Annotated in this window: 16 protein-coding genes; 11 read left to right on the top strand and 5 right to left on the bottom strand. The window is 63.0% G+C overall.

Annotated elements, in window-relative coordinates; all coding sequences use genetic code 11:
* Positions 1-10 precede the first annotated feature (10 nt).
* From ACGYLA_RS16825 to ACGYLA_RS16805, 5 genes are read right to left on the bottom strand one after another with little or no spacing between them, the layout of a single operon-like run.
* Positions 11-1342 (bottom strand): aspartate aminotransferase family protein, encoded by a 1332-nt coding sequence (locus ACGYLA_RS16825; protein WP_394433971.1) that lies wholly within the window; start codon positions 1340-1342, stop codon positions 11-13.
* A 3-nt stretch (positions 1343-1345) separates the two neighbouring features.
* Positions 1346-2458: a phosphotransferase gene (locus ACGYLA_RS16820; RefSeq protein WP_394433969.1), complete on the bottom strand. Its 1113-nt coding sequence runs from the start codon at positions 2456-2458 to the stop codon at positions 1346-1348.
* A complete protein-coding gene (locus ACGYLA_RS16815) occupies positions 2455-3744 on the bottom strand; it encodes an ArgE/DapE family deacylase (protein WP_394433967.1) in 1290 nt (429 codons plus the stop codon). The genes ACGYLA_RS16820 and ACGYLA_RS16815 overlap by 4 nt, the downstream gene beginning before the upstream one ends.
* 17 nt (positions 3745-3761) lie before the next feature.
* Positions 3762-5324 (bottom strand): acetolactate synthase large subunit, encoded by a 1563-nt coding sequence (locus ACGYLA_RS16810; RefSeq protein WP_394433965.1) that lies wholly within the window; start codon positions 5322-5324, stop codon positions 3762-3764.
* Positions 5321-6349 carry a histone deacetylase family protein gene (locus ACGYLA_RS16805; RefSeq protein WP_394433963.1) on the bottom strand — a complete coding sequence of 343 codons (1029 nt, stop codon included), beginning with the start codon at positions 6347-6349 and terminating at the stop codon, positions 5321-5323. The genes ACGYLA_RS16810 and ACGYLA_RS16805 overlap by 4 nt, the downstream gene beginning before the upstream one ends.
* Between ACGYLA_RS16805 and ACGYLA_RS16800 the strand changes: the two genes are divergently transcribed.
* From ACGYLA_RS16800 to ACGYLA_RS16750, 11 genes are all read left to right on the top strand, one after another.
* Positions 6314-7132, top strand: coding sequence for a GntR family transcriptional regulator (locus ACGYLA_RS16800; RefSeq protein WP_394433961.1), 819 nt, complete (start codon positions 6314-6316; stop codon positions 7130-7132). The genes ACGYLA_RS16805 and ACGYLA_RS16800 overlap by 36 nt on opposite strands.
* Before the next feature lie 99 nt (positions 7133-7231).
* Positions 7232-8806, top strand: a complete 1575-nt coding sequence (locus ACGYLA_RS16795; RefSeq protein ID WP_394433959.1) for an ABC transporter substrate-binding protein — start codon at positions 7232-7234, stop codon at positions 8804-8806.
* 75 nt (positions 8807-8881) lie between these two features.
* Positions 8882-9853 carry an ABC transporter permease gene (locus ACGYLA_RS16790; RefSeq protein WP_271689234.1) on the top strand — a complete coding sequence of 324 codons (972 nt, stop codon included), beginning with the start codon at positions 8882-8884 and terminating at the stop codon, positions 9851-9853.
* Positions 9850-10689: an ABC transporter permease gene (locus tag ACGYLA_RS16785; protein ID WP_271689235.1), complete on the top strand. Its 840-nt coding sequence runs from the start codon at positions 9850-9852 to the stop codon at positions 10687-10689. The genes ACGYLA_RS16790 and ACGYLA_RS16785 overlap by 4 nt, the downstream gene beginning before the upstream one ends.
* Positions 10686-12308, top strand: a complete 1623-nt coding sequence (locus ACGYLA_RS16780) for an ABC transporter ATP-binding protein (RefSeq protein ID WP_394433957.1) — start codon at positions 10686-10688, stop codon at positions 12306-12308. Before ACGYLA_RS16785 ends, ACGYLA_RS16780 begins: the two co-directional genes overlap by 4 nt.
* 39 nt (positions 12309-12347) lie before the next feature.
* Entirely contained in the window at positions 12348-13094 is a 747-nt protein-coding gene (locus ACGYLA_RS16775) for an SDR family NAD(P)-dependent oxidoreductase (RefSeq protein ID WP_394433955.1), read from the top strand.
* Positions 13095-13245: 151 nt separating this feature from the next.
* Positions 13246-13716, top strand: a complete 471-nt coding sequence (locus tag ACGYLA_RS16770) for a (2Fe-2S)-binding protein (RefSeq protein WP_394433953.1) — start codon at positions 13246-13248, stop codon at positions 13714-13716.
* Between the two features lie 4 nt (positions 13717-13720).
* Positions 13721-16021, top strand: a complete 2301-nt coding sequence (locus ACGYLA_RS16765; protein ID WP_394433951.1) for a molybdopterin cofactor-binding domain-containing protein — start codon at positions 13721-13723, stop codon at positions 16019-16021.
* A gap of 243 nt (positions 16022-16264) precedes the next feature.
* Positions 16265-16600, top strand: a complete 336-nt coding sequence (locus tag ACGYLA_RS16760) for an Hpt domain-containing protein (protein WP_394433949.1) — start codon at positions 16265-16267, stop codon at positions 16598-16600.
* Positions 16601-16612: 12 nt separating this feature from the next.
* A complete protein-coding gene (locus ACGYLA_RS16755; protein ID WP_394433947.1) occupies positions 16613-18556 on the top strand; it encodes a cellulose biosynthesis cyclic di-GMP-binding regulatory protein BcsB in 1944 nt (647 codons plus the stop codon).
* A gap of 6 nt (positions 18557-18562) precedes the next feature.
* The gene (locus tag ACGYLA_RS16750; protein ID WP_394433945.1) at positions 18563-20149 is read left to right on the top strand and encodes a glycosyltransferase family 2 protein; all 1587 of its coding nucleotides are present in this window, start codon (positions 18563-18565) and stop codon (positions 20147-20149) included.
* Positions 20150-20168 lie beyond the last annotated feature (19 nt).

The raw sequence follows: 20168 nt of genomic DNA, 5'->3' as shown, positions 1-20168 counted from the left end.
GGCCGCAGGGTTAAACCCCCTCGGCCCGCGCGGCGGCGAAGGCGGCTTCGGTCGCCTCTAGAAACAGCGTGGCCTCGGCCTGCTGCAAGACAAGCGGGGGGCGGATTTTCAGCACGTTGGCCCCCGGCCCGGTGGCGCTGATCAAGACGCCATTCTGGCGCAGATGGTTGACCACAAATTTGGCGCGGGCGGCATCGGGGGCGTTGGTCTCGCGCGCGGTGACGCATTCGACCGCCAGAAACAGCCCCGCGCCGCGCACATGGCCGATCTCGGGGTAGCGGGTGGCGATGTCTTGCAAGCCTCTCTTGAGGAAACCGCCGACGGCTGTGGCATTGTCCTGCAATCCCTCATCCGCGATCACGTCGAGCACCGCCATGCCTGCGGCGGCGGCCACGGGGTTGCCGCCAAAGGTGTTGAAATACCGCGCCTTTTCGCCAAATTCTTGCACCAGCTCTGGCCGCATCGCGGTGCCGGAAAGGGGGAAGCCATTGCCCATCGGCTTGCCCATCGTTACCATGTCAGGCACCAGCCCGTGGCGCTGGAACCCCCAGAAGGCATCGCCGGTGCGGGCAAAGCCAGGTTGCACTTCGTCGGCGATGAAAAGCCCCCCCTCGGCGCGGATCAGATCGACCGCCGGTTGCAGGAACCCCGCCGGATCGGGATGCAGCCCGTCACTGGAAAAGATCGTATCGACGATGAAGGCCGCAGGCTCGATCCCATCGGCGCGCATCTCGGCAATCGCTTGGGCCAGATCGGCGGCGAGTTTGGCACCCTGTTGCGCCTCGGGGATGCGCAGCGTGTCGGGCGCGTCGATCAGCCGGATGCGCGGGCTGCGCGGGGTGAATTCGCCCAGAGAGGGGGAGAGTTCGGCCACCGCTTCGGTCAGCCCGTGATAGGCAAGACGGGTCACGATGACGCCCTCGCGTCGGGTATAGCTGCGGGCGATGCGCAGGGCGATGTCATTCGCCTCGGACCCGGTGCAGGTGAACATGACATGACCAAGCGCCTCGGGCATCGTGGCGAGCAGCCGTTCGGCGTAGGTGACAACGTTTTCATGCAGATAGCGGGTGTGGGTGTTCAGCACGCCCAACTGCTGGGTGATCGCCTCGACCACGCGGGGGTGGCAATGGCCAACCGATGCGACGTTGTTATAAGCATCGAGATATCTGCGCCCGTCCTTATCATAAAGCCAGACACCCTCGCTGCGCGTGATATGCAGCGGCTGGTCGTAGAACAGCCGGTAGGCGGGGCCAAGCGCCTTGGCGCGGCGGTCGATCAGGGCGCGGTCTGCGGGGCTGAGGGCCTCGGCCTGGGCGCTGTCATAGGCGTTGATCATGGTCATCGGTCACTCCGTTCCCGCAGCATGATGCAGGGCTTTGATCGCGGCGGCGTCGCCCACTTGGTCGAGCGCGGCCAGCCCGCGTTGCGATGCGGCGGCGTTGCGCAGGATATAGGGGGCATTCTCAGGATAGCGCCGCGCGCGGGAGGCGCCGATTGCCAAAGTGGTGGCATGGCGCAGGCGGATCAGACTGGGCAGAAGCGCGACCTCTTCGGCCTCCAGCGGCAGCCGTGCGGCGAAGCCCGCGACCATCTCGCAAATGGCGCCCAGCGGATCCGCGCCTTGGCCGAGTTGATAGGAGCAGGCCACCGCCAGATCGCAGGCCAGCGGCGTATGCACCATATCGCCGAAGTCGATCAGCCCGACGGGGTACTGCGCCTGTGGCGCGTCGACCAGAATGTTATGGGGGTTGAAGTCATTATGCACGATCTGTGCCCGCAGATGCGGCAATCGAGGGGCGGTTTCCGCGTCGAACTGGTCAAGCCTATGCTGCAACTGCTGGCGCAGCGCGGCGTCCTGCACATCTGCCAAGAGGGGGCGCAGGTGGCTCGCTTGTTTGATGTCCCACTGCAAAAAATGCCCGCCCGCAGGGTGAAAGAAGCCGCGCAGCCCAAGGGTGACCCGCGCGTGAAAATCGCCCAAGGCGTGGTAGAGGCCGGGCTGCGGGGTCGCATTGCTGAGCACCGTGCCGCCGAGGAAGGACATCAGGCGGACGACATGGGGCTGCCCATCGGCGGCGGTGGCGACCTCGGCAGCTTTGCCGTTCAGGCTGGCGCAGATGCGTTGCACGGGCAGTTCGGGATCGGCGGCAGCCAAATGCATCAGTGCCGCGGTCTGCATGTCGGTTACCGCACGGTCTTCGGCGGCGTTGGTGATCTTTAGCAGGGCCTTTTCGCCCGTGGTCAGGGTGATCAGGAAGTTCGCGTCTTTCTCGGCGGCAAGCGGTTCGATCTCTCCCGAGATACCATAGAAACGCAGCGCGACCTCTGCCGCGCGGGCCGCGTCAACGGCAGGCGGGTCTTGTGCCAGCAGGTCGGTCTGGGCCCCGGCCTCTTCGGCCAGCACACCGCTGAGGAAGGGGGGCAGGCCGCCATGGGGCGTGATCCCGGCCTCGGTCATGGGGCGGTGCCTTCGGTCCCGCACCATTCGGCGATGAAAAGCGCCATGGCTTGGGTGATCTTCTTGACCGAACTGAGGCTGACGGATTCGTTGATCCCGTGAATGTTGCGCGATTTCGGCCCGTAGCAGAGCGCGGGGATCTTGTTGTACAGCGCATAGACCCGCGTATCGAGGTAGCCCGCCGTCATGAAGGACTGCAGCGGCGCGCCGATGGCCTCTTCATGGGCGCGTTCCAAGACGGCTTCGGCCTCGCTGCCCGGCTCCAGCACATAGCCTTCGGCGTGGAAACCGTTGAAGACCACCTGGGGCGGGTTGTTCGACAGGAAGTTGTCGCTTTGGGCGAAGGCCTTGACCCGCTCCGTGATCTCCCGCGCGGCATCCTCGGCGCTGCGGCCCGGGTAGATGGAAACGCGGCAATCGATGTTGCACCATGACGGCACCGATGACGCCCAATCGCCGCCTTCGATCTTGCCGATGTTAAGGTTGATCGGATGGGCTTCGTCTTCGAAATGCGGATGCTGGCCCTTTTCCGCGTTCCAATCCTCCTCCATCTCGCGCAGGGCGGTGATGACGCGGGTGGCGGCATCAATGGCATTGGCCCCTTCGCCCATTTCGCGCACATGGACCGGCACGCCGCGCAACTGCACCTGAAACCAGATGACGCCGGTGTTGGCGCGGACCAGCATTTCCTCTTCGGGTTCGGGGATGAAGACCGCATCGGCGGTGTAGCCTTGCAGAAAAGTCTGCAAAGCGCCGTTGCCGGTGGATTCCTCCTCGACCACGGATTGCACATAGACGGTCGCCGCCGGTTGCAGCCCGATGCGGCGCAGCGCGTCGAGCGCAAAGATATTCGCAGCCGCGCCTGCCTTCATATCGCCCGCGCCCCGGCCATACATCCAATCGCCGTCGATCTTGGCCGAATAGGGCGGATCGTCCCACATGTCGTGCAAGCCTTCGGGCACCACGTCGAGATGCGATTGCAGAATCAGCGAGCGGCCCCGCTCATCGCGCGGGCGGTGGATGCCCACGACGATGGGCGCGTCGGAATGATCGTCGGAGTATTTCGACCCGCCGGGATGCGCCTCGATCGCAGCGCGGTCCATCTTGAAGCGGTCCATCGCGTAGCCACGGCTTTGCAGGCTGCGAAACAACAGGTCTTGGATCGCATGTTCATGGCCGCGCAAGGAGGGCATTTGCACGAGCTTTTGGGTAAAGCTCACCTGTTCGGCAAATCCGTCTTCGACAGCCTGAAGGATGCGAGACTTGAGGTCAGGATCAAGGGGCATGGCGTGTCCTTTCGGGGTTACAGCATCGCTTCGATGAGGAAGGGACCGGGCTCTTTCGCGGCCTCTTCGATGGTGCGCATCAAGTCGGCGATGTCTTCGACCCGTTTGCCGGGCACGCCCATGCCCTTGGCCATGGCCACGAAATCCAGTTGCGGGCGGTCGAGGTTCAGCATGCTCAGCGCATCGGGGCCGGGCTGCGCGCCGACGTTGTGCAGCTCGCCCTTGAGGATCTCGTAGGATTGGTTAGCTAGAATGATGGTGGTGACGTTGGAGTTCTCACGCGCTTGGGTCCAGAGCGCCTGAATGGTGTACATGGCCGAGCCATCGGCTTGCAGCGTGATCACCGGGCGGTCGGGGCAGGCGATGGCGGCCCCGGCGGAAAGGGGGATGCCAATGCCGATCGACCCTCCGGTCAGCGCGAGCCAAGTGTTCGGCGCGGCACTGTCGCCCGCCGGGAAAGTGGCCCCGCCGGAAGAGACGGCCTCATCCACCACGATTGCGTCTTCGGGCAGCGCATTGGCCAAGGCCGCGCCGAGGTTTTGCAGGCTGATGCCTCCCGCCTGTGGTGCCGCGGGCCGTGCGTGGTCGCGCGGGGTGGCGGGTTTCGCACCGATGCGGTCCGCCAGCGCGGCCAATGCGGTGGCGCCATCCGCATCGACGGGGGCGAGCGTCACGTTATGGCAATCGACCGGCAACAGCAGGCTCGGCTTTTCGGGGTAGGCGAAAAAGGCGACCGGCGGCGGCGTTTCGATCAGGATGGCGCGGCGGTAGGGGGCAAGGCATTCGAGCGCCGCGTTGATCGGATAGGGGATTTTGTTGACGGCAAACCGCCCCTGTCCGCGCTCCAACCGGCGGTTCGAAGTCGGGGCGAGGATATCGGCCCCGGTCTTTTCCGCTATACCATGCAGCAAGGCCATCGCCTCTTGGTTTTCCAGCACACCGCTGCCGACCAGAAGCACGGTCTTCTCACCGCTTTCCAAGGCTTTGACCGCGGCATCAAGCGCGGCTTCGTCCAGCGGGGCAGGGGCTGCGGGGGGCACGACCTCGGCCATCTGGCCGCCCGCGTCCCAGCCGATGTCGGCGGGTGCGATCAGCGTGGCGACCTTGCCCGGCTTGCCTTGGGCGACCGCGAGGGCGGTCATCGCATCGGCGGCAAAGCTGCCCGCGTCACGGCCCGAACGTACCCAATCGCTGAAGGGCGCACAGGCGCCTTCGACATCCGCCGACAGAGGCGCGTCGTATTTCTGATGCCGCAGCGCGTGATCGCCCACAAGGTTGACCATGGGCACCCGCGCCTTGCGGGCGTTGTGCAGGTTGGCGGCGGCATTGGCGAAACCGGGGGCAAGGTGCAGCAAGGTCACCGCCGGTTTGCCCGCCATGCGCGCATAGCCATCGGCGGCGCCGGTCACCACCCCCTCGAACAGGCCCAGGACACAGCGCATCAGTTTGGTGCGGTCCAGCGCGTCGACGAATTGCATCTCGGAGGTGCCGGGATTGGCGAAACAGACCTCCACCCCGCCCGCATGCAGGCTGCGCACAACGCTCTCCGCGCCATTCATTTCTTTAGGGGTCTTGCTCATGCTGTGGCCTCGCGGAATGTCGTGAGAAATGATTTTGCGTTATCGGCAAGGGAGGGGCCAAGGTAGCCGCCCTCTTGGATCAATGCGGTGGGAAGGTTCAGCGCCGCCAAGCGCCGCGCCATTTCGGCAAAGCCGTCGGGATAGACCTTCACGGCGGCCAGCGGATCGTCGGCGGCCATGTCAAAGCCCAGCGAGACGACCAGCGCCTCGGCTCCGAAATCGCGGATCGCGGCGATGCCTTTGTCGAGTAGGGCCAGCACCTCATCTTGGCTCGCGCCCTGCTCCAGCAGCAGGTTTAGCGATTTGCCCGCCCCGTCGCCTTCGCCCGTCTCATCGGCATGGCCAAGGTAGAAGGTGGGGTAGGTGGCCGGATCGGGATGCAGCGAGCAAAAGAAGATGTCGCCGCGTTCATAGAGGATGTCGAGCGAGCCATTGCCGGTGTGCACGTCGATGTCGATCAGCGCGACCTTCTTGTAGGTCTGGGTCAGGTGCTCTGCCGCGATACAGGCGTTGTTGAAAAAGCAAAACCCGTTCGAGCAATCGCGCATCGCGTGGTGGCCGGGCGGACGGCAGAGCGCATAGGCCGCGCGGGCACCCGTCGCCACCGTTTGGGCCGTCTCAATGGCGGTTTGGGCGGACCAATAGGCCGCGTCCCATGACCCTTCGGTCAGCGGGGTCGAGGTGTCAGTCATCCACCAGCCCAATTGACCGTGAATGTCCTTGGGCTCTTTCCCGCGCCGCACGCCGGGGTGCATGGTGGGGATGGCCAGCGCATCCGGCCCCGCGCTTTCGACGAAACGGGCATGGGCATCGGGCAGGAAATCGACGTAGTCAGGGTTATGTACGGCTTTAATGGGTGCAAGCCCGTGGTCTTGGGGTTTGGTGATCTCAAACCCTTCGCCGATTAACATATCGCGTAGAATTTCAGCACGTTGTGGCTGTTCTTGATGCGGCATCGCCGCGCCGCGCCGAAAGTAATGTGTCGGCGCATGGCCAAGCTGGCGTTCGTCGAAAAAGACTTTCATCACATTCCCTGTGGTCTGATGTCGTTGCGGCGGAGCATTGCAGTTTTAATTTGCAGGCTCAATAGAAATGATGCATCATGCATCAAAACTGGCAGCAAGTCGGCCAGTAAGGATGAGGGCGCGATGGCCGAGATCAATCAAGTTTCATTGGGCGATGCGATCTATGATCGGGTCTGTCAGGACTTGGTGGAAGGCAGGCTTCGCCCGAATGAAAAGGTCACCATTCGCGGCTTGGCAGAGCGGTTGGGCACCAGTTCGACCCCTGTGCGCGACGCGGTGCAGCGGCTCTTGCGGGATGAGGCTTTGGTCCAGCGCAGCGTGCGCGATGTGCGCGTGCCGGTGCTGACAGAGGCGCAGTATCTTGAAATTGCGAGCATCCGGCGCGAGCTGGAGGGCTTTGCCGCCGGTCGCGCCGCTGAGATGGTCGGCCCCAAGGAAATCCGCCGCCTGAAAAAGATCGTGGAACGGAACGAGGCCGCAGCGGTGGCCGGGCGCTGGCCGCAGGCGGTGAAGTATAATCAAGAGTTCCATTTCGCGCTGGTCGAGGCGGCAGAGATGCCGATCCTGCTGGCCATCCTCAGCGGGCTATGGCTCCGCATGGGGCCGCTAATCGCCGGGTACTATGCGCAAGAGCAGATGGGGCTGGTTCGACATCATCAGGCAATTATTGCAGCCTGTGAGAATCGCGATCCCGCGGCCGCGGCTGCGGAAATGCGCGCAGACATCGATGACGCAAAGGAGGGGATCATAAGATACATCCAATCATTCACCACAAGTGAATGAGCCACCAAGACGCCGCCTATCGCGCGGCGACCACCCAAGCGACTGCAAAAAGCCGACGTCAGATCGGACGCTGCCCTTGGGCGAGTTTCAGCAAAACCAATGGGGATTTACATGCTAAAAACCACTAAATTAACCGCAGCCGTTCTGGCGCTGGCGATGGCCGGGCCTTTGGCCGCGCAGGATGGTGAGCCGAAGTCCGGCGGCACGCTTAACGTCGTGATCCAGCCCGAGCCGCCCAGCCTGATGATCGGCCTTGTGCAGAACGGCCCGACACAGATGGTCGGCGGCGATATCTACGAAAGCCTGCTGCGCTATGATTTCGACCTCCAGCCCGAAGGGCAGTTGGCTGAATCATGGGAGATTTCCGAAGACGGCAAGACCTATACCTTCAAGCTGCGCGAGGGCGTGGTGTTCCATGACGGTGAGCCCTTCACCTCGGAGGATGTCGAATTCTCCATGGACAAGTTCCTGCGCGAGAGCCACTCGCGGATGCGCACCTATATGGAACATGTCGAAAGCATCGAGACGCCCGACGATCACACGGTGGTCTTCAACCTCAAACAGCCCTTCGGCCCCTTCATCGGTATTTTTGAGCCCGGCACCGCGCCGATGATCCCAAAGCACATCTATGAAGGCACGGATTTCGCCAATAACGAGGCGAACAATACGCCCATCGGCACCGGCCCCTTCAAGTTCGACAAATGGGAAAAGGGCAGCTTCATCCATCTGGTGAAGAACGAAGACTACTATATGGAGGGGAAACCCTACGTTGACGAAGTCTATTACCATGTGATCCCCGATGCGGCCTCCCGCGCCGTGGCCTATGAGACCGGCAAGGTCGACGTGCTGCCCGGCGGCTCAGTCGAGAATTTCGACGTGGCGCGCATTCAGGCAATGGAAAACACCTGCATCACCGACAAGGGCTGGGAATACTTCGGCCCGCTGTCTTGGATGTGGGTGAACAACGACAACAAACCGCTCGACGATGTGAAGGTGCGCAAGGCGATTATGCATGGCGTCGACCGCGAGTTCGCCAAGGACGCGCTGTGGAACGGTCTGGGCAAAGTTTCGACCGGGCCGCTGTCCTCCTCTACGCGTTTCTATGACGGCGACACGCCGGATATCTCCTATGATCCGGAAAAGGCCAAAGCCCTGCTGGAAGAGAGCAGCTATGACGGCGAGACCATCCGCATCTTGGGCCTGCCTTACGGTGAGACTTGGCAGCGCTGGGCCGAGGCGGTCAAACAGAACCTGAGCGAGATCGGCATGAAGTCCGAGATCGTGCCCTCGGATGTGGCGGGCTGGAACCAGAAGGTTGCCGACCGCGACTTCGACCTCGCCTTTACTTATCTCTACCAATACGGCGATCCGGCGCTTGGCGTTTCGCGGACCTATATGGGCGACAATGCCGCCCCCGGTTCGCCTTGGAACAACGTGGCGAACTACCAAAACCCCGAGACCGACAAGCTCTTTGCCGAAGCGGCCCTGATGGCCAGCCCGGAAGAGCGCAAGGCCGCCTATAAGGAGATCCAAGACGCGATCGTCGAGGATGTGCCGAACATCTGGCTTTTGGAACTGGGCTTCCCCACCATCTACCGCTGCGACGTGAAGAACCCGGTCAACACCGCCTTCGGCGTGAACGACGGTTTCCGCGACGTATGGCTCGATAAGTAACAAGAGCGACAACGCTCATGGCCCAAGCCGCCACGGCGGCTCGGGCATCTAACAGAACAACACGGGGCGGATAGCGTGATACGTTTCATATTGGGCAGGTTAGTCAAGGCAGTGTTTATCCTGCTGGCGATCCTTGTCTTCAATTTCCTGCTGATCCATGCGGCACCGGGTGACCCTGCGGCGGTCATGGCGGGCGAAGCCGGGGCGGCGGACGAGAAATTTCTTGCAGACCTGCGGGCGCGTTTCGGCTTGGACCAGCCGCTCTACATGCAGTTGTGGATTTACATCAAAGGCGCGGTGCAGCTCGACCTTGGCTATTCCTTCCGCCAGCAGATGCCAGTGGCCGAGATGATCGGCGACCGCCTGCCCGCGACGCTTTTGCTGACCGGCGTGGCCTTCGTGCTGTCGCTGGTGCTGGGCGTGACCGCCGGTGTTGCGGCCTCTGCCCGGCAGGGGCGGTGGGGTGACACGATCATTTCGACCTTCGCGCTGCTGTTCTATGCAACCCCGCTCTTTTGGGTGGCGCTGATGGCGACGCTGGTGTTCTCGGTCTGGCTCGAATGGTTGCCGGGCTTTGGCTATTCCACCATCGGCGCGGGTTATACGGGCCTCGCCCATGTGTTGGATGTGGCGAAACATTTGATCTTGCCGGCTTCGACGCTGGGGCTGTTCTTCACGGCGATCTACATGCGCATGACGCGGGCCTCGATGCTCGAAGTCTCGCGGCTGGATTTCGTGAAAACCGCCCGCGCCAAGGGGCTGAACCGCGGCGTGATCCAGCGGCGGCACATCCTGCGCAATGCGCTCTTGCCGGTGATCACGCTGGCCGGGCTTCAGGCCGGGCAAATCTTTGGCGGGGCCATCCTGACCGAGACCGTCTTTGCATGGCCCGGCATCGGGCGGCTGATGTTCGAGGCGATCAACCAGCGGGATTACAACGTGATCCTCGGGGTCTTTTACATTTCGGCGGCCATGGTGCTGCTGTTCAACCTGATCACGGATGTCATCTATGTCATTGTTGATCCGCGGATAAGGCTGACGACATGATGAGTTTTTGGAAACGTTTCAGCTATAACCGTGGCGCGGTGATCGGCTTGGTCATCCTGACCTTCGTCATAGCCGCCGCCATCCTTGCGCCCATCCTCTTTCCGCAAAGCCCGTGGAAAATGGTGCAACGCCCCTTCCTGCCGCCCTTCACCCAAGACGGGCTGCTTCTGGGCACCGATGCCCTTGGCCGCGATGTCATGGCGGGGCTTGCCCATGGCGCTTATGTGAGCCTGCTGGTCGGGCTGGTCTCGACCATCGTGGCGCTGGCCATCGGCGTGCCGGTGGGAGCCGCAGCGGGGTATTTCGCAGGCCGGATCGACGACGCGCTCATGCGCTTTACCGAGTTCTTTCAGACCATCCCGAGCTTTGCCTTGGCGATCGTGCTTCTGGCGATCTTTCAGCCCAGCCTGACCTTTGTGATCATCGCGATTTCCATCGTGTCATGGCCCCCGGTCGCGCGTCTGGTACGGGGCGAGGTGCTGTCGCTCAGAACCCGTGAGTTCGTCGAGGCGGCGAGCCTGTCGGGCCTCGGCAACCTTCAGATCATCACCCGCCACATCCTGCCCAATGCGCTGCCGCCAATCATCGTGCTGGCCTCGCTCATGGTGGCGCAGGCGATCCTGCTGGAAAGCTCGCTGTCCTTTCTGGGGCTGGGCGATCCGAACATCATGTCTTGGGGCTATATGATCGGGGCTGCGCGCACCGTGATCCGCACCGCATGGTGGCTGTCCTTCCTACCCGGCATGGCGATCCTTTTGACCGTGCTGGCGCTGAACTTGATTGGCGAAGGTCTGAACGACGCGCTGAACCCGCGATTGACGAGGAAATCCGAATGACCCTGCTTAGCATCCGTGACCTGTCTATCGCTCTGCCCATGGGGGCGGATCGGCTCTATGCCGCTAAGGACATCAACTTTGACCTCGCCCCGGGGGAGATCCTTTGCATCGTGGGCGAAAGCGGGTCGGGCAAATCCATGTCGGCCAATGCGGTGATGGGGCTGTTGCCGCAGGGGGTTCTGCCCGACAAGGGCAGCATCACCTTTGACGGGCAGTCGATCCTTGGGCTGTCTGAGAAAGAGATGTTGAAATTGCGCGGCAGCCGCATTTCGATGATCTTTCAGGAGCCCCTGAGCGCACTAAACCCGCTGATGCGGATCGGCGCGCAAATCGCCGAGGTGTTCGAGGCCCACGGCGCGCTCACCGGGGCCGAACGCCGCGCGCGCGCGCTCAAGCTGTTGGAGGAGGTCGGCATTCCCGACCCCGAAGCGGCGATCCGGGCCTATCCCTTCCAGCTTTCGGGCGGGCAGCGGCAGCGGGTGATGATCGCGATGGCCTTGGCGCTGGAGCCTGACATCCTGATCGCGGATGAGCCGACCACCGCGCTTGATGTGACCACGCAGGCGCAGATCCTCAAGCTGATCGAAGACCTGCGGCGCAAACGCGGTATGGCGGTGATCTTCATCACCCATGACTTTGGCGTGGTGGCCGATATCGCCGACCGGGTGATCGTCATGAAAAAGGGGGAGATCGTCGAGGCTGGCCCGGCCCAAGAGGTGCTGCTGAAGCCCCAACACCCCTATACCCGCGCCCTCATCGACGCGATCCCCCGGCTGACCAAGACCGAAGCCGCGGCAGAAGTCGAACGTAGCCCGCTTTTGAAGGTTGAAGGCTTGCAAAAGACCTTCTCCACCGGCTCTGGTACGCTTTTCGGTAAGCGTCGGGTGGTGAAGGCCGTGCAGGACGTGAGTTTCGAGCTCTTTGCAGGCGAAACCATCGGCATTGTGGGGGAGTCCGGCTCGGGCAAATCCACCGTCGGACGCTGTTTGGTGCGGCTGCTTGACCCTGACGGGGGGCGCGTCCTGATGGACGGTGTCGACATCGCGGAGATGTCGGGGCCAGAACTGCGGGCGCAGCGGCGCAAGTTGCAGATGATCTTTCAAGACCCGTTTTCCTCGCTCAACCCCCGCGCCCGCGTGTCCCGCATCCTGACCGAAGGGCTGATTGCCTATGGCACCCCGGATAAGGAGGCCAAGGCCAAGGCGCGCGAGTTGCTGGAACTGGTCGGGCTGGACGAAAGCGCGATGAAACGTTTCCCGCATGAGTTCTCGGGCGGGCAACGGCAGCGGATCGGCATCGCCCGCGCATTGGCGCTGGACCCGTCGATCATCATCGCGGATGAGGCCGTCTCGGCCCTCGACGTCTCCATTCAGGCGCAGGTGCTCGACTTGCTGGCCGAGTTGAAAACCCGGCTGCATCTGTCGATGCTCTTCATCACCCACGACCTGCGCGTCGCGGCGCGGATTTGCGACCGGATCATCGTGATGCAAAAGGGCCAGATCGTTGAGGCGGGGCCGGTCAGCAAAGTGCTGCACGACCCCGATACCGCCTATACGCGCAGCCTGCTCGACGCTATTCCGGGGCAGGACTATGAACGCGCGCTGGCGGCGGCCGATTAGGGCGCTACCTCAGCCGCTGCGCCCAAGATGGATCAGACGATGAAACCTGCGGAAAACGACCAAAAGACGCTGCTACTGACCGGTGCCAGCCGGGGCATTGGCCATGCCACGGCCAAGGCTTTCGCCGACAAGGGCTGGCGGGTGATCGGCTGTTCGCGGCAGGCGTTCTCGCCCGAATGCCCTTGGCCCGGTGGGGCGCAGGACCATGTGCAGGTCGATCTGAGTGACCCGAACCAGACGATAGAGGCGGTCGCGCAGGTCAAAAGGCTGTTGGGCGGCAACCCTTTGCATGCTCTGGTGAACAACGCGGGCGTCTCGCCCAAGGGCGAGGATGGCGCGCGGCTCAGCACGCTCGACACCGATCTGCGGACATGGGGCGAGGTGTTTCATGTGAATTTCTTCGCCTCCGTGGTGCTGGCGCGCGGGCTTCAGGATGAGCTTTCCGCCGGGCGCGGGTCAGTGGTGAATGTCACCTCCATCGCCGGGTCGCGGGTGCATCCCTTTGCCGGGGCTGCCTATGCGACCTCAAAGGCGGCGCTCGCCGCACTGACGCGCGAGATGGCTCATGATTTCGGCCCGCTTGGCGTTAGGGTCAACGCCATTGCACCGGGCGAGGTGGACACGGCAATCCTCAGCGAAGGCACCGATAAAATTGTGCAGACCATTCCGCTACGTCGTCTTGGTCAGCCCGATGAGGTCGCGCGGGCGATCTATTTCCTGTGCAGCGCGGAAAGCTCCTATGTCTCGGGGACCGAGATCGAGGTGAACGGCGGCCAGCACGTCTGACCGCGCGGCGCGCGAGCTTTCTGACAATCGCGTGATCAGGGCAGTCTTGCGCTGTCATCCCCAGCCATTGGACCTATGTACAGCTCCTCAAATCAGGGCAGCTATACGCGCGCTCCCCTCAGGCAAAGCATACCCCAAGGGACACCACTTCATGATAAAATTCGAATTGAACGGGCGGCCGATTTCTGTCGATGCAGACCCGGATATGCCCCTACTGTGGGCGATCCGCGATGAAATCGGTCTTACCGGCACGAAATTCGGCTGCGGCATCGGGGCCTGCGGCGCTTGTACCGTGCATATCGACGGCACCGCGACACGGTCTTGCATCACCTATCTGGGGGACGTAGAGGGCCTGTCGGTCACCACGATCGAAGGGCTGGACGAAGAGGGCAAGCACCCGGTTCAAGAAGCATGGCGCAATCTGCGCGTGCCGCAATGCGGCTACTGCCAGTCGGGCCAGATCATGCAGGCGGCGTCTTTGTTGAAAGACACGCCCAACCCCAGTGACGAAGACATCGACGCGGTGATGACCGGCAACCTTTGCCGTTGCATGACCTATCCCCGTATCCGCCAAGCCGTGCGCGACGCCGCCACCGCAATGGGAGAGACCGACAATGGCTAATCTGATGTCCCGCCTGAAAGGCTCCGACGCGCAACCGCAGATGACCCGCCGCGGGTTTCTGGTGTCGATGACGGCCGCTGGCGTTGCCTTTGGCTTCCCGCAAGCGTCGAATGCCGCGATGAACCCTGCCGTGCCCGATAGCACGCCGATCGCGCCCAATGGTCAGCCCTTTGAGCCGTCGATGTGGTACTGGATCGACGCCGAAGGTCAGGTCAACGTCAACATCATCCGCGCCGAGATGGGCCAGCACGTCGGCACCGCCATCGCCCGCATTCTGGCCGATGAGTTGGAAGTCGCTTGGGAAAATGTGCATATCACCCATGTCGACACGGCTGAGAAATGGGGCCTGATGGTCACCGGCGGCAGCTGGTCGATCTGGCAAAGCTGGCCGGTCTACCGTCAGGCGGGTGCTGCCGGGCGTACCGCGCTGATCGAAGCGGCGGCGGCCAAATGGGGCGTCGATCCCGCCGGTCTGACCGCGCGCGACGGGGCCGTGACCGATGGCACGCAGAGCATCAGCTACGGCGATCTGGTGGCCGAAGGCCTTGACCGCAGCTTTACCGAAGACGAGCTGGCGGCCCTGCCGCTGAAACCCCATGCCGATCTGCGGCTCGTGGGGCAGGACGTGCATCCGCTTGATCTGGACACGAAAACCACGGGGCAGGCGATCTATGGTCTGGATGCCAAGGTCGACGGCATGGTCTACGGCGTGCCGATGCTGCCGCCGACGCGCTATGGCTCCAAGGTCAATTCAGTCGATGACAGCGCCGCGAAAGAGGTCAAAGGCTATCTTGAGACCGTGGTGCTGGATGATCCGTCGGGCACCGTGCCGGGCTGGGTCGTGGTGCTGGGCAAAACGCTCCACGCCGCGCGGATGGCCACCTATGAGATCAGCGTCGATTGGACGGCGGGCGAGACGGCGGATGTCTCCGAAGACGATATCCAAGCCCGCTCACGCGAATTGATCGACAGTGATGCAGGTTCGATCCTGCATACCGAGCAGCCCGAGACCGGCGCCGCCTTCGATGCCGCCGCCGAGACGCTAGAGGCCGAATACACCACGCAATCCGTGCTGCACTTCCAGATGGAGCCGGTCAACGCGACCGTCTTCCAAAACGCCGATGGCGTTTGGGAGACCCATGCAGGCAACCAGTGGCAATCATTGATCCTGCCGACGCTGGCCGCCGCGCTGGAGGTGCCCGCCGACAAGATCGTGATGCGCAGCTATATGCTGGGCGGTGGCTTTGGCCGGCGTCTGAACGGCGATTACATTGTGCCCGCCGCGCTGGCCTCCAAGGCCGTGGGTAAGCCGGTGAAACTGGTCTTCTCCCGCGAGGAAGACGCCCAGTTCGACAGCATCCGCTCGCCTTCGGTGCAAAAGCTGCGCATGGCTTTTGATGAGGGCAAAGCCATCACCGGGATGGAGCATCACGCCGCCGCCGGTTGGCCGACGCAGGTGATGGCACCGGGCTTCATGCCCAAGGGCGTCAACGAAGAACCCTATGACCCCTTTGCCATCGACGGCGCGGATCACTGGTATTCTGTCGGAGCGCATCGCGTGCGGGCGATCTCGAACGATCTGGCCAATGCAACCTTCCGCCCCGGTTGGCTGCGCTCGGTCGGGCCGGGCTGGACCAACTTCGCCGTGGAAAGCTTCATGGATGAGGCGGCGCATAAAGTCGGCGCCGATCCGTTGCAGTTCCGCCTGGATCACCTGGAGGCCGAGGGTCTCAACGCAGGTTCCGCCCCCAATGCGGTGGGCGGGGCATCGCGGCAAGCGGCTGTTTTGCAGCGCGTGGCCGAGATGTCAGGCTATGGGCAGACAGAGTTGCCCGAGGGCACGGCAATCGGGATCGCCACCACCTCTGGCCAATCTCGCACCATGCCGACTTGGACCGCCGCCGCCGTCAAACTGGCGGTGGATGCCGAAACTGGGGAGGTCGCGGTCGAGAAGATGTGGCTGGCCTTCGATTGCGGCACTGTGGTCGACCCCGACGGCGCGCGCGCGCAATGCGAGGGCGCGGCGCTTTGGGGTCTGTCCATGGCTCTGCATGAGGGCACGCGGATCGAAGACGGCAATGTCGTCGACCTGAACCTTGGGTCTTACACGCCGCTGCGGATGGTCGATGTGCCTCAGATTGAGGTCGCTTTCGTCGAGAGCACGGAAGTGCCCGTGGGTCTCGGAGAGCCGGGGACCACGGTCATCGCCCCGGCGATTGCCAATGCGATCTTCAACGCCACCGGGGCGCGGGTGCGTCATCTGCCGATCACCGGCGATGCGATTCTTGCGGCGCTGGAAAGCTGATAGGAGAAGGCGGGCGCGGCATGTCGCGCCCGTCTTCCATTTGGTCTGAGGGCGCCGGCTAGTGAGGCGGGCTGCGCATTCGCCGGGCAGCGCGGCGAGTGCCTAAATTCAACGGCTCAAATTTTGGGCATTCACGCTTAAAAACTTAGAAATCGCCCATTGCGCCATAATTCTGACAGGTTTCGAACAATAATCTAAACGAGCTATCTGGGCTTCTTTGCGGGCGGGTACGAAGGACGATCTGTGGCACCTACCGAGACATATGAACAACGCGTCGCCGCGACGCGAAAGCGCTTTATCGAAGGGATGCCGGAGCGGTTGCAGGCCGTGGCCGATGCGCTGCGCGAGACGGATGGCGCTGACCCGCGCGAGACCAAGGCGCGCAAGGTCCACCGCATGCTGCACGATCTGGCTGGCAATGCCGCGATGCTGGAATATGCCGAGATCGAAGATCGCCTGCGCAAGGGGTTGCGCGTGGCCGAAGATGCCGATGAAACCTCCGCGCCCTTGTCGACCGATGACATTCGTATAATTGAAACGGCTCTGGCCGATGCCCGCAGTGTCACTGAAGAAATTTAAGAAAGCCTATTCATGAAGTATCCCGCAATCGGTTTGTTGGCGGCTCTGCTGCCGTTTCAAGTTCACGGCCAAACAACCACGGGTGAGGGCGCGGTGAGCGTCCCCGCAGAACAGGTCCAAGAGGGGTTGATCGCGCGGACCTTCAATCTGGCAGAGCTTGGCTTTCAAAATGGTCTGTCCTTCCGGCAGCTGTCGGGCAATGCGACGATCTATATCCCGCTGCCCAACCCGGATGCGCTGAGTTCGGGCAGCTTGCAGCTTGAGCTTGAACATGCCGCCACCACCGAGGTGGATCGCTATTTGCAGGTCTCGGTCGCGGGCCGTCCGGTAACCTCGCAGGCGCTGCCCGATGGGGCAGGGCGCCTGAGCGTTCCGGTGCCGCTTAGCCCCGAGGACGTGTCGGGCGGGTTTATCGCCGTGGGCCTGTCCTATTCCGGGGCTTTCAGCGATCGGGTCTGCGTAGACGAACGCGCTTCGGGCGATTTTCTTGAGATCACGGCGGCTTCTTCCGTGACCTTGCAATTGGACCCGTCTGAGATTGACACATCGGCGGCATTCGCCGGGCTGCGCCCTGCGGACACGCGTCTGGCCATCGGGGGCAACGACTCCCTTGCGGCCTTGGCGGCTGCGACCCGCGCCGCAGCGCTGTTTGACGCTGAGGCCGGGCGGCTGACCTTTGGCGGTGACGGGGTCAGCACATCGGGTGCATGGTCCGAAGGGGTCATCGAACTGGACGTATCCACCTCCGGCGTGGCGAGCGAGATGGCCGTGGACAATGAAGCCGGGCTGCCCGTCTTGAACCTGCGCGGCAGCGATCCGCAGGTGGGCCTGTGGCAACTGGTCTCGGAATGGTCGCCCCTGTCGAACGAAGGCGCGACCGTGGTCGATGTGGCCGGGGGACCGGCCCGCTTTGACGACCGTTTGCCGCTGTCGGCGCTGGAGGGCGACCTCACCCCGCGTCCCGTGGTTTCGACCGAAGACTTCTTCGTGCCGTTCCAATCCTCCGACCTTCCGGCGGGCAAGGGCGTGTCTGGCGTGAACCTGCATGTCGCCGCAGCGCTTGACCCCGAAGGGCGGGGGGCGACGGCTTCGGTCTTTCTGAATGACACACTGCTGGGCAACCGCCCGCTTGACAGTGGCCGTCCAGAGCAGTTGACCTTTTCGGTCCCGAGCGGCCTGCTGGGCCGGGACAACCTGCTGCGGGTGTCGATCCAGCGCCAGCCTTCGGGCGGCGAGTGCCGGTTCAAACCGCAGGGCTATCCGGCGCAAATCCTGCCCGGTAGCGCCTTGCTGCTTTCGGATGCCGCGCCACAGGGTCAGGATTTCTTTACCCTGCGACAGGAATTCGCCGATGGCGTTCAGGTCGTGCTCGACCCCGCGCTTTCGCTTGATTTCGCGCAGACCCTGCCGTGGCTTGCAGGTGTCGCGGGCAGCGTGATCCCGGACCGCGCCTCCATCCTGCCGCGCGCCTCTGTCGAGGCGCTTGAGGGGGATGAGCCTTTCTTTGTGATCTCTGACCAGAACCCCGGCGATGCAGAGCCACTGATCACCTTCGATCAGGGCCGGATCGAGGTGCGCGACCGTCAAGACAACCTGATCTATTCGGGCGAAGACCTGTCGCGGCTTGGCGTGGTGCAGATCGTCACCCGGGGCGACACCCGTGGCCTGTGGCTGCGTCCTGGCAATGGCCCTGCACCAGAGCTGACGCCCGAACGCCCCATGATGCTGGACCGCGGCGATCTCGCGCTGATCGGGCAGGAGGGGGTGATCCTTGCCACCGCCACCGACCGCAGCCCGCTCGTTGATGTCGTCTACCCCGACCGCACCAGCCTTGCACAGATGCTGGCCAAATACCGCCCCTGGATCGTGGGGGCCATCTGGGTGCTGGTGACGCTGCTTGTGCTGATCGTGTTCCAGCGCGTCTACCGCGCCCGTCGCGGCAAAGACGAGACGTAAGCCACCGTGCCGTTGGATGCCGAAAGCGAAGCCATTGGTTCGCTGCTGCTTGACCGTGGCGCGCTGACGGCGGAACAGCTCGACGCGGCAGAGGATCTGGCTGAGGAGTGGAATGTCTCGCTGGTCAAGGTTCTTCTGTCGCGGCGCTGGCTGACCACGCAGACCCTCTACCGCGAGATCGCCTTTTACCACGGGCTGACGCTGGTCGATCTAATCGAGGACCGTGCCGATGACGATCTGATCCGCCAGTATGATCCGGTGGTGATGAACCAATTTATGACGGTGCCGATTGGCCGGGCAGAGGATGGCACGCTGACGGTCGCCACCTCGCGCCCCGGCCCGCGCACGCTGCTGCATATCCGTGAGGTTTATGGTTCTGGCGTGACCATCGTCGTGGCCTCGCATTTCGATGTGTCATGGCAGTTGCAACGCGCCTTCCGCGAGAAACATTCGCATGAGGCGGTCTTTGCGCTGGCCGAGCTTGACCCCGATATGTCGGCGCAGAACGTCGTGACCCCGCCGCAGATTTTGGTGATTTACCTCATGATCTCGGCCCTGCTGCTGGGGCTAGCTTTTGCCCCCGTGGTCACGCTGATCGTGCTGAACGTCCTGCTGACGGTGTTCTACACCGGCAACTTCCTGTTCAAAGCGCTGCTGGTCTGGCTCGGCGGTGCTGCACAAGAGACTTCATCGCGGGCCATCGCGGCCGAGGCATCGCTGCTGCGCGACGAAGACCTGCCGATCTATACCGTGCTGGTGCCGATGTTCCGCGAGCCCGAGGTGCTGCCGATCCTTGCCCAAGCGCTGCGCAACCTCGACTATCCGCTGGCCAAGCTCGACATCAAGATCGTGCTGGAAGAGGGCGACCACGAGACCATCGACGCTGCGCGCAAGCTCGACCTCGAAGGCGTGTTCGAGATCATCCGCGTCCCGGCCTCCCACCCGCAGACCAAACCCAAGGCCTGCAACTTTGCGCTGCGCTATGCGCAGGGTGATTTCCTCGTGATCTTCGACGCCGAGGATAAGCCCGAACCGGATCAGTTGAAAAAGGTCATCGCTGCCTTCAACCAATCCGCGCCCAATACCGCCTGCATCCAATGCCGTTTGAACTATTACAACGCGCGGGAGAACTGGCTGACACGGATGTTCACGCTGGACTATTCGCTGTGGTTCGACCTGATGCTGCCGGGGTTGGAGCGTTTGGGCGTGCCGATCCCGCTGGGCGGCACTTCGAACCACTTCCGCATGGACGTGCTGCGCGAGTTGAACGCATGGGATCCCTTCAACGTGACCGAGGACGCCGATCTGGGCATTCGTCTGACGCAGAAGGGCTACCGCGTGGGCGTCATCGATTCCACGACCTTTGAAGAGGCCAACGTCTCGATCCCGAACTGGGTGCGCCAACGGTCGCGCTGGATCAAAGGCTATATGCAGACCTTCCTCGTCCACAGCCGCAGACCCATTCACCTGTGGCAATCGGTCGGGGCGGCGGGCGTCTTTGGCTTTGTCTTCTTCATCGGGGGCACGGTGCTCTCGGGCCTTCTGTGGTTGCCGCCCGTAGTGCAAGAATTTTTTGACCCTATTGGCGAGTGATCGAGTGCGGTCTTCTGTA

The organism is Sulfitobacter sp. 1A13679 (assembly GCF_043557115.1).
GTDB lineage: Bacteria > Pseudomonadota > Alphaproteobacteria > Rhodobacterales > Rhodobacteraceae > Sulfitobacter > Sulfitobacter faviae.
The sequence above is the reverse complement of the archived record's forward strand: the minus strand, read 5'-3'. Positions and strand labels throughout refer to the sequence as shown.

Coding starts and splice junctions, on each gene's coding strand:
- ACGYLA_RS16825 (WP_394433971.1), bottom strand. CDS start 1,342: ATGACCATGATCAACGCCTATGACAGCGCCCAGGCCGAGGCCCTCAGC.
- ACGYLA_RS16820 (WP_394433969.1), bottom strand. CDS start 2,458: ATGACCGAGGCCGGGATCACGCCCCATGGCGGCCTGCCCCCCTTCCTC.
- ACGYLA_RS16815 (WP_394433967.1), bottom strand. CDS start 3,744: ATGCCCCTTGATCCTGACCTCAAGTCTCGCATCCTTCAGGCTGTCGAA.
- ACGYLA_RS16810 (WP_394433965.1), bottom strand. CDS start 5,324: ATGAGCAAGACCCCTAAAGAAATGAATGGCGCGGAGAGCGTTGTGCGC.
- ACGYLA_RS16800 (WP_394433961.1), top strand. CDS start 6,314: ATGGCCAAGCTGGCGTTCGTCGAAAAAGACTTTCATCACATTCCCTGT.
- ACGYLA_RS16805 (WP_394433963.1), bottom strand. CDS start 6,349: ATGAAAGTCTTTTTCGACGAACGCCAGCTTGGCCATGCGCCGACACAT.
- ACGYLA_RS16795 (WP_394433959.1), top strand. CDS start 7,232: ATGGGGATTTACATGCTAAAAACCACTAAATTAACCGCAGCCGTTCTG.
- ACGYLA_RS16785 (WP_271689235.1), top strand. CDS start 9,850: ATGATGAGTTTTTGGAAACGTTTCAGCTATAACCGTGGCGCGGTGATC.
- ACGYLA_RS16780 (WP_394433957.1), top strand. CDS start 10,686: ATGACCCTGCTTAGCATCCGTGACCTGTCTATCGCTCTGCCCATGGGG.
- ACGYLA_RS16775 (WP_394433955.1), top strand. CDS start 12,348: ATGAAACCTGCGGAAAACGACCAAAAGACGCTGCTACTGACCGGTGCC.
- ACGYLA_RS16770 (WP_394433953.1), top strand. CDS start 13,246: ATGATAAAATTCGAATTGAACGGGCGGCCGATTTCTGTCGATGCAGAC.
- ACGYLA_RS16765 (WP_394433951.1), top strand. CDS start 13,721: ATGTCCCGCCTGAAAGGCTCCGACGCGCAACCGCAGATGACCCGCCGC.
- ACGYLA_RS16755 (WP_394433947.1), top strand. CDS start 16,613: ATGAAGTATCCCGCAATCGGTTTGTTGGCGGCTCTGCTGCCGTTTCAA.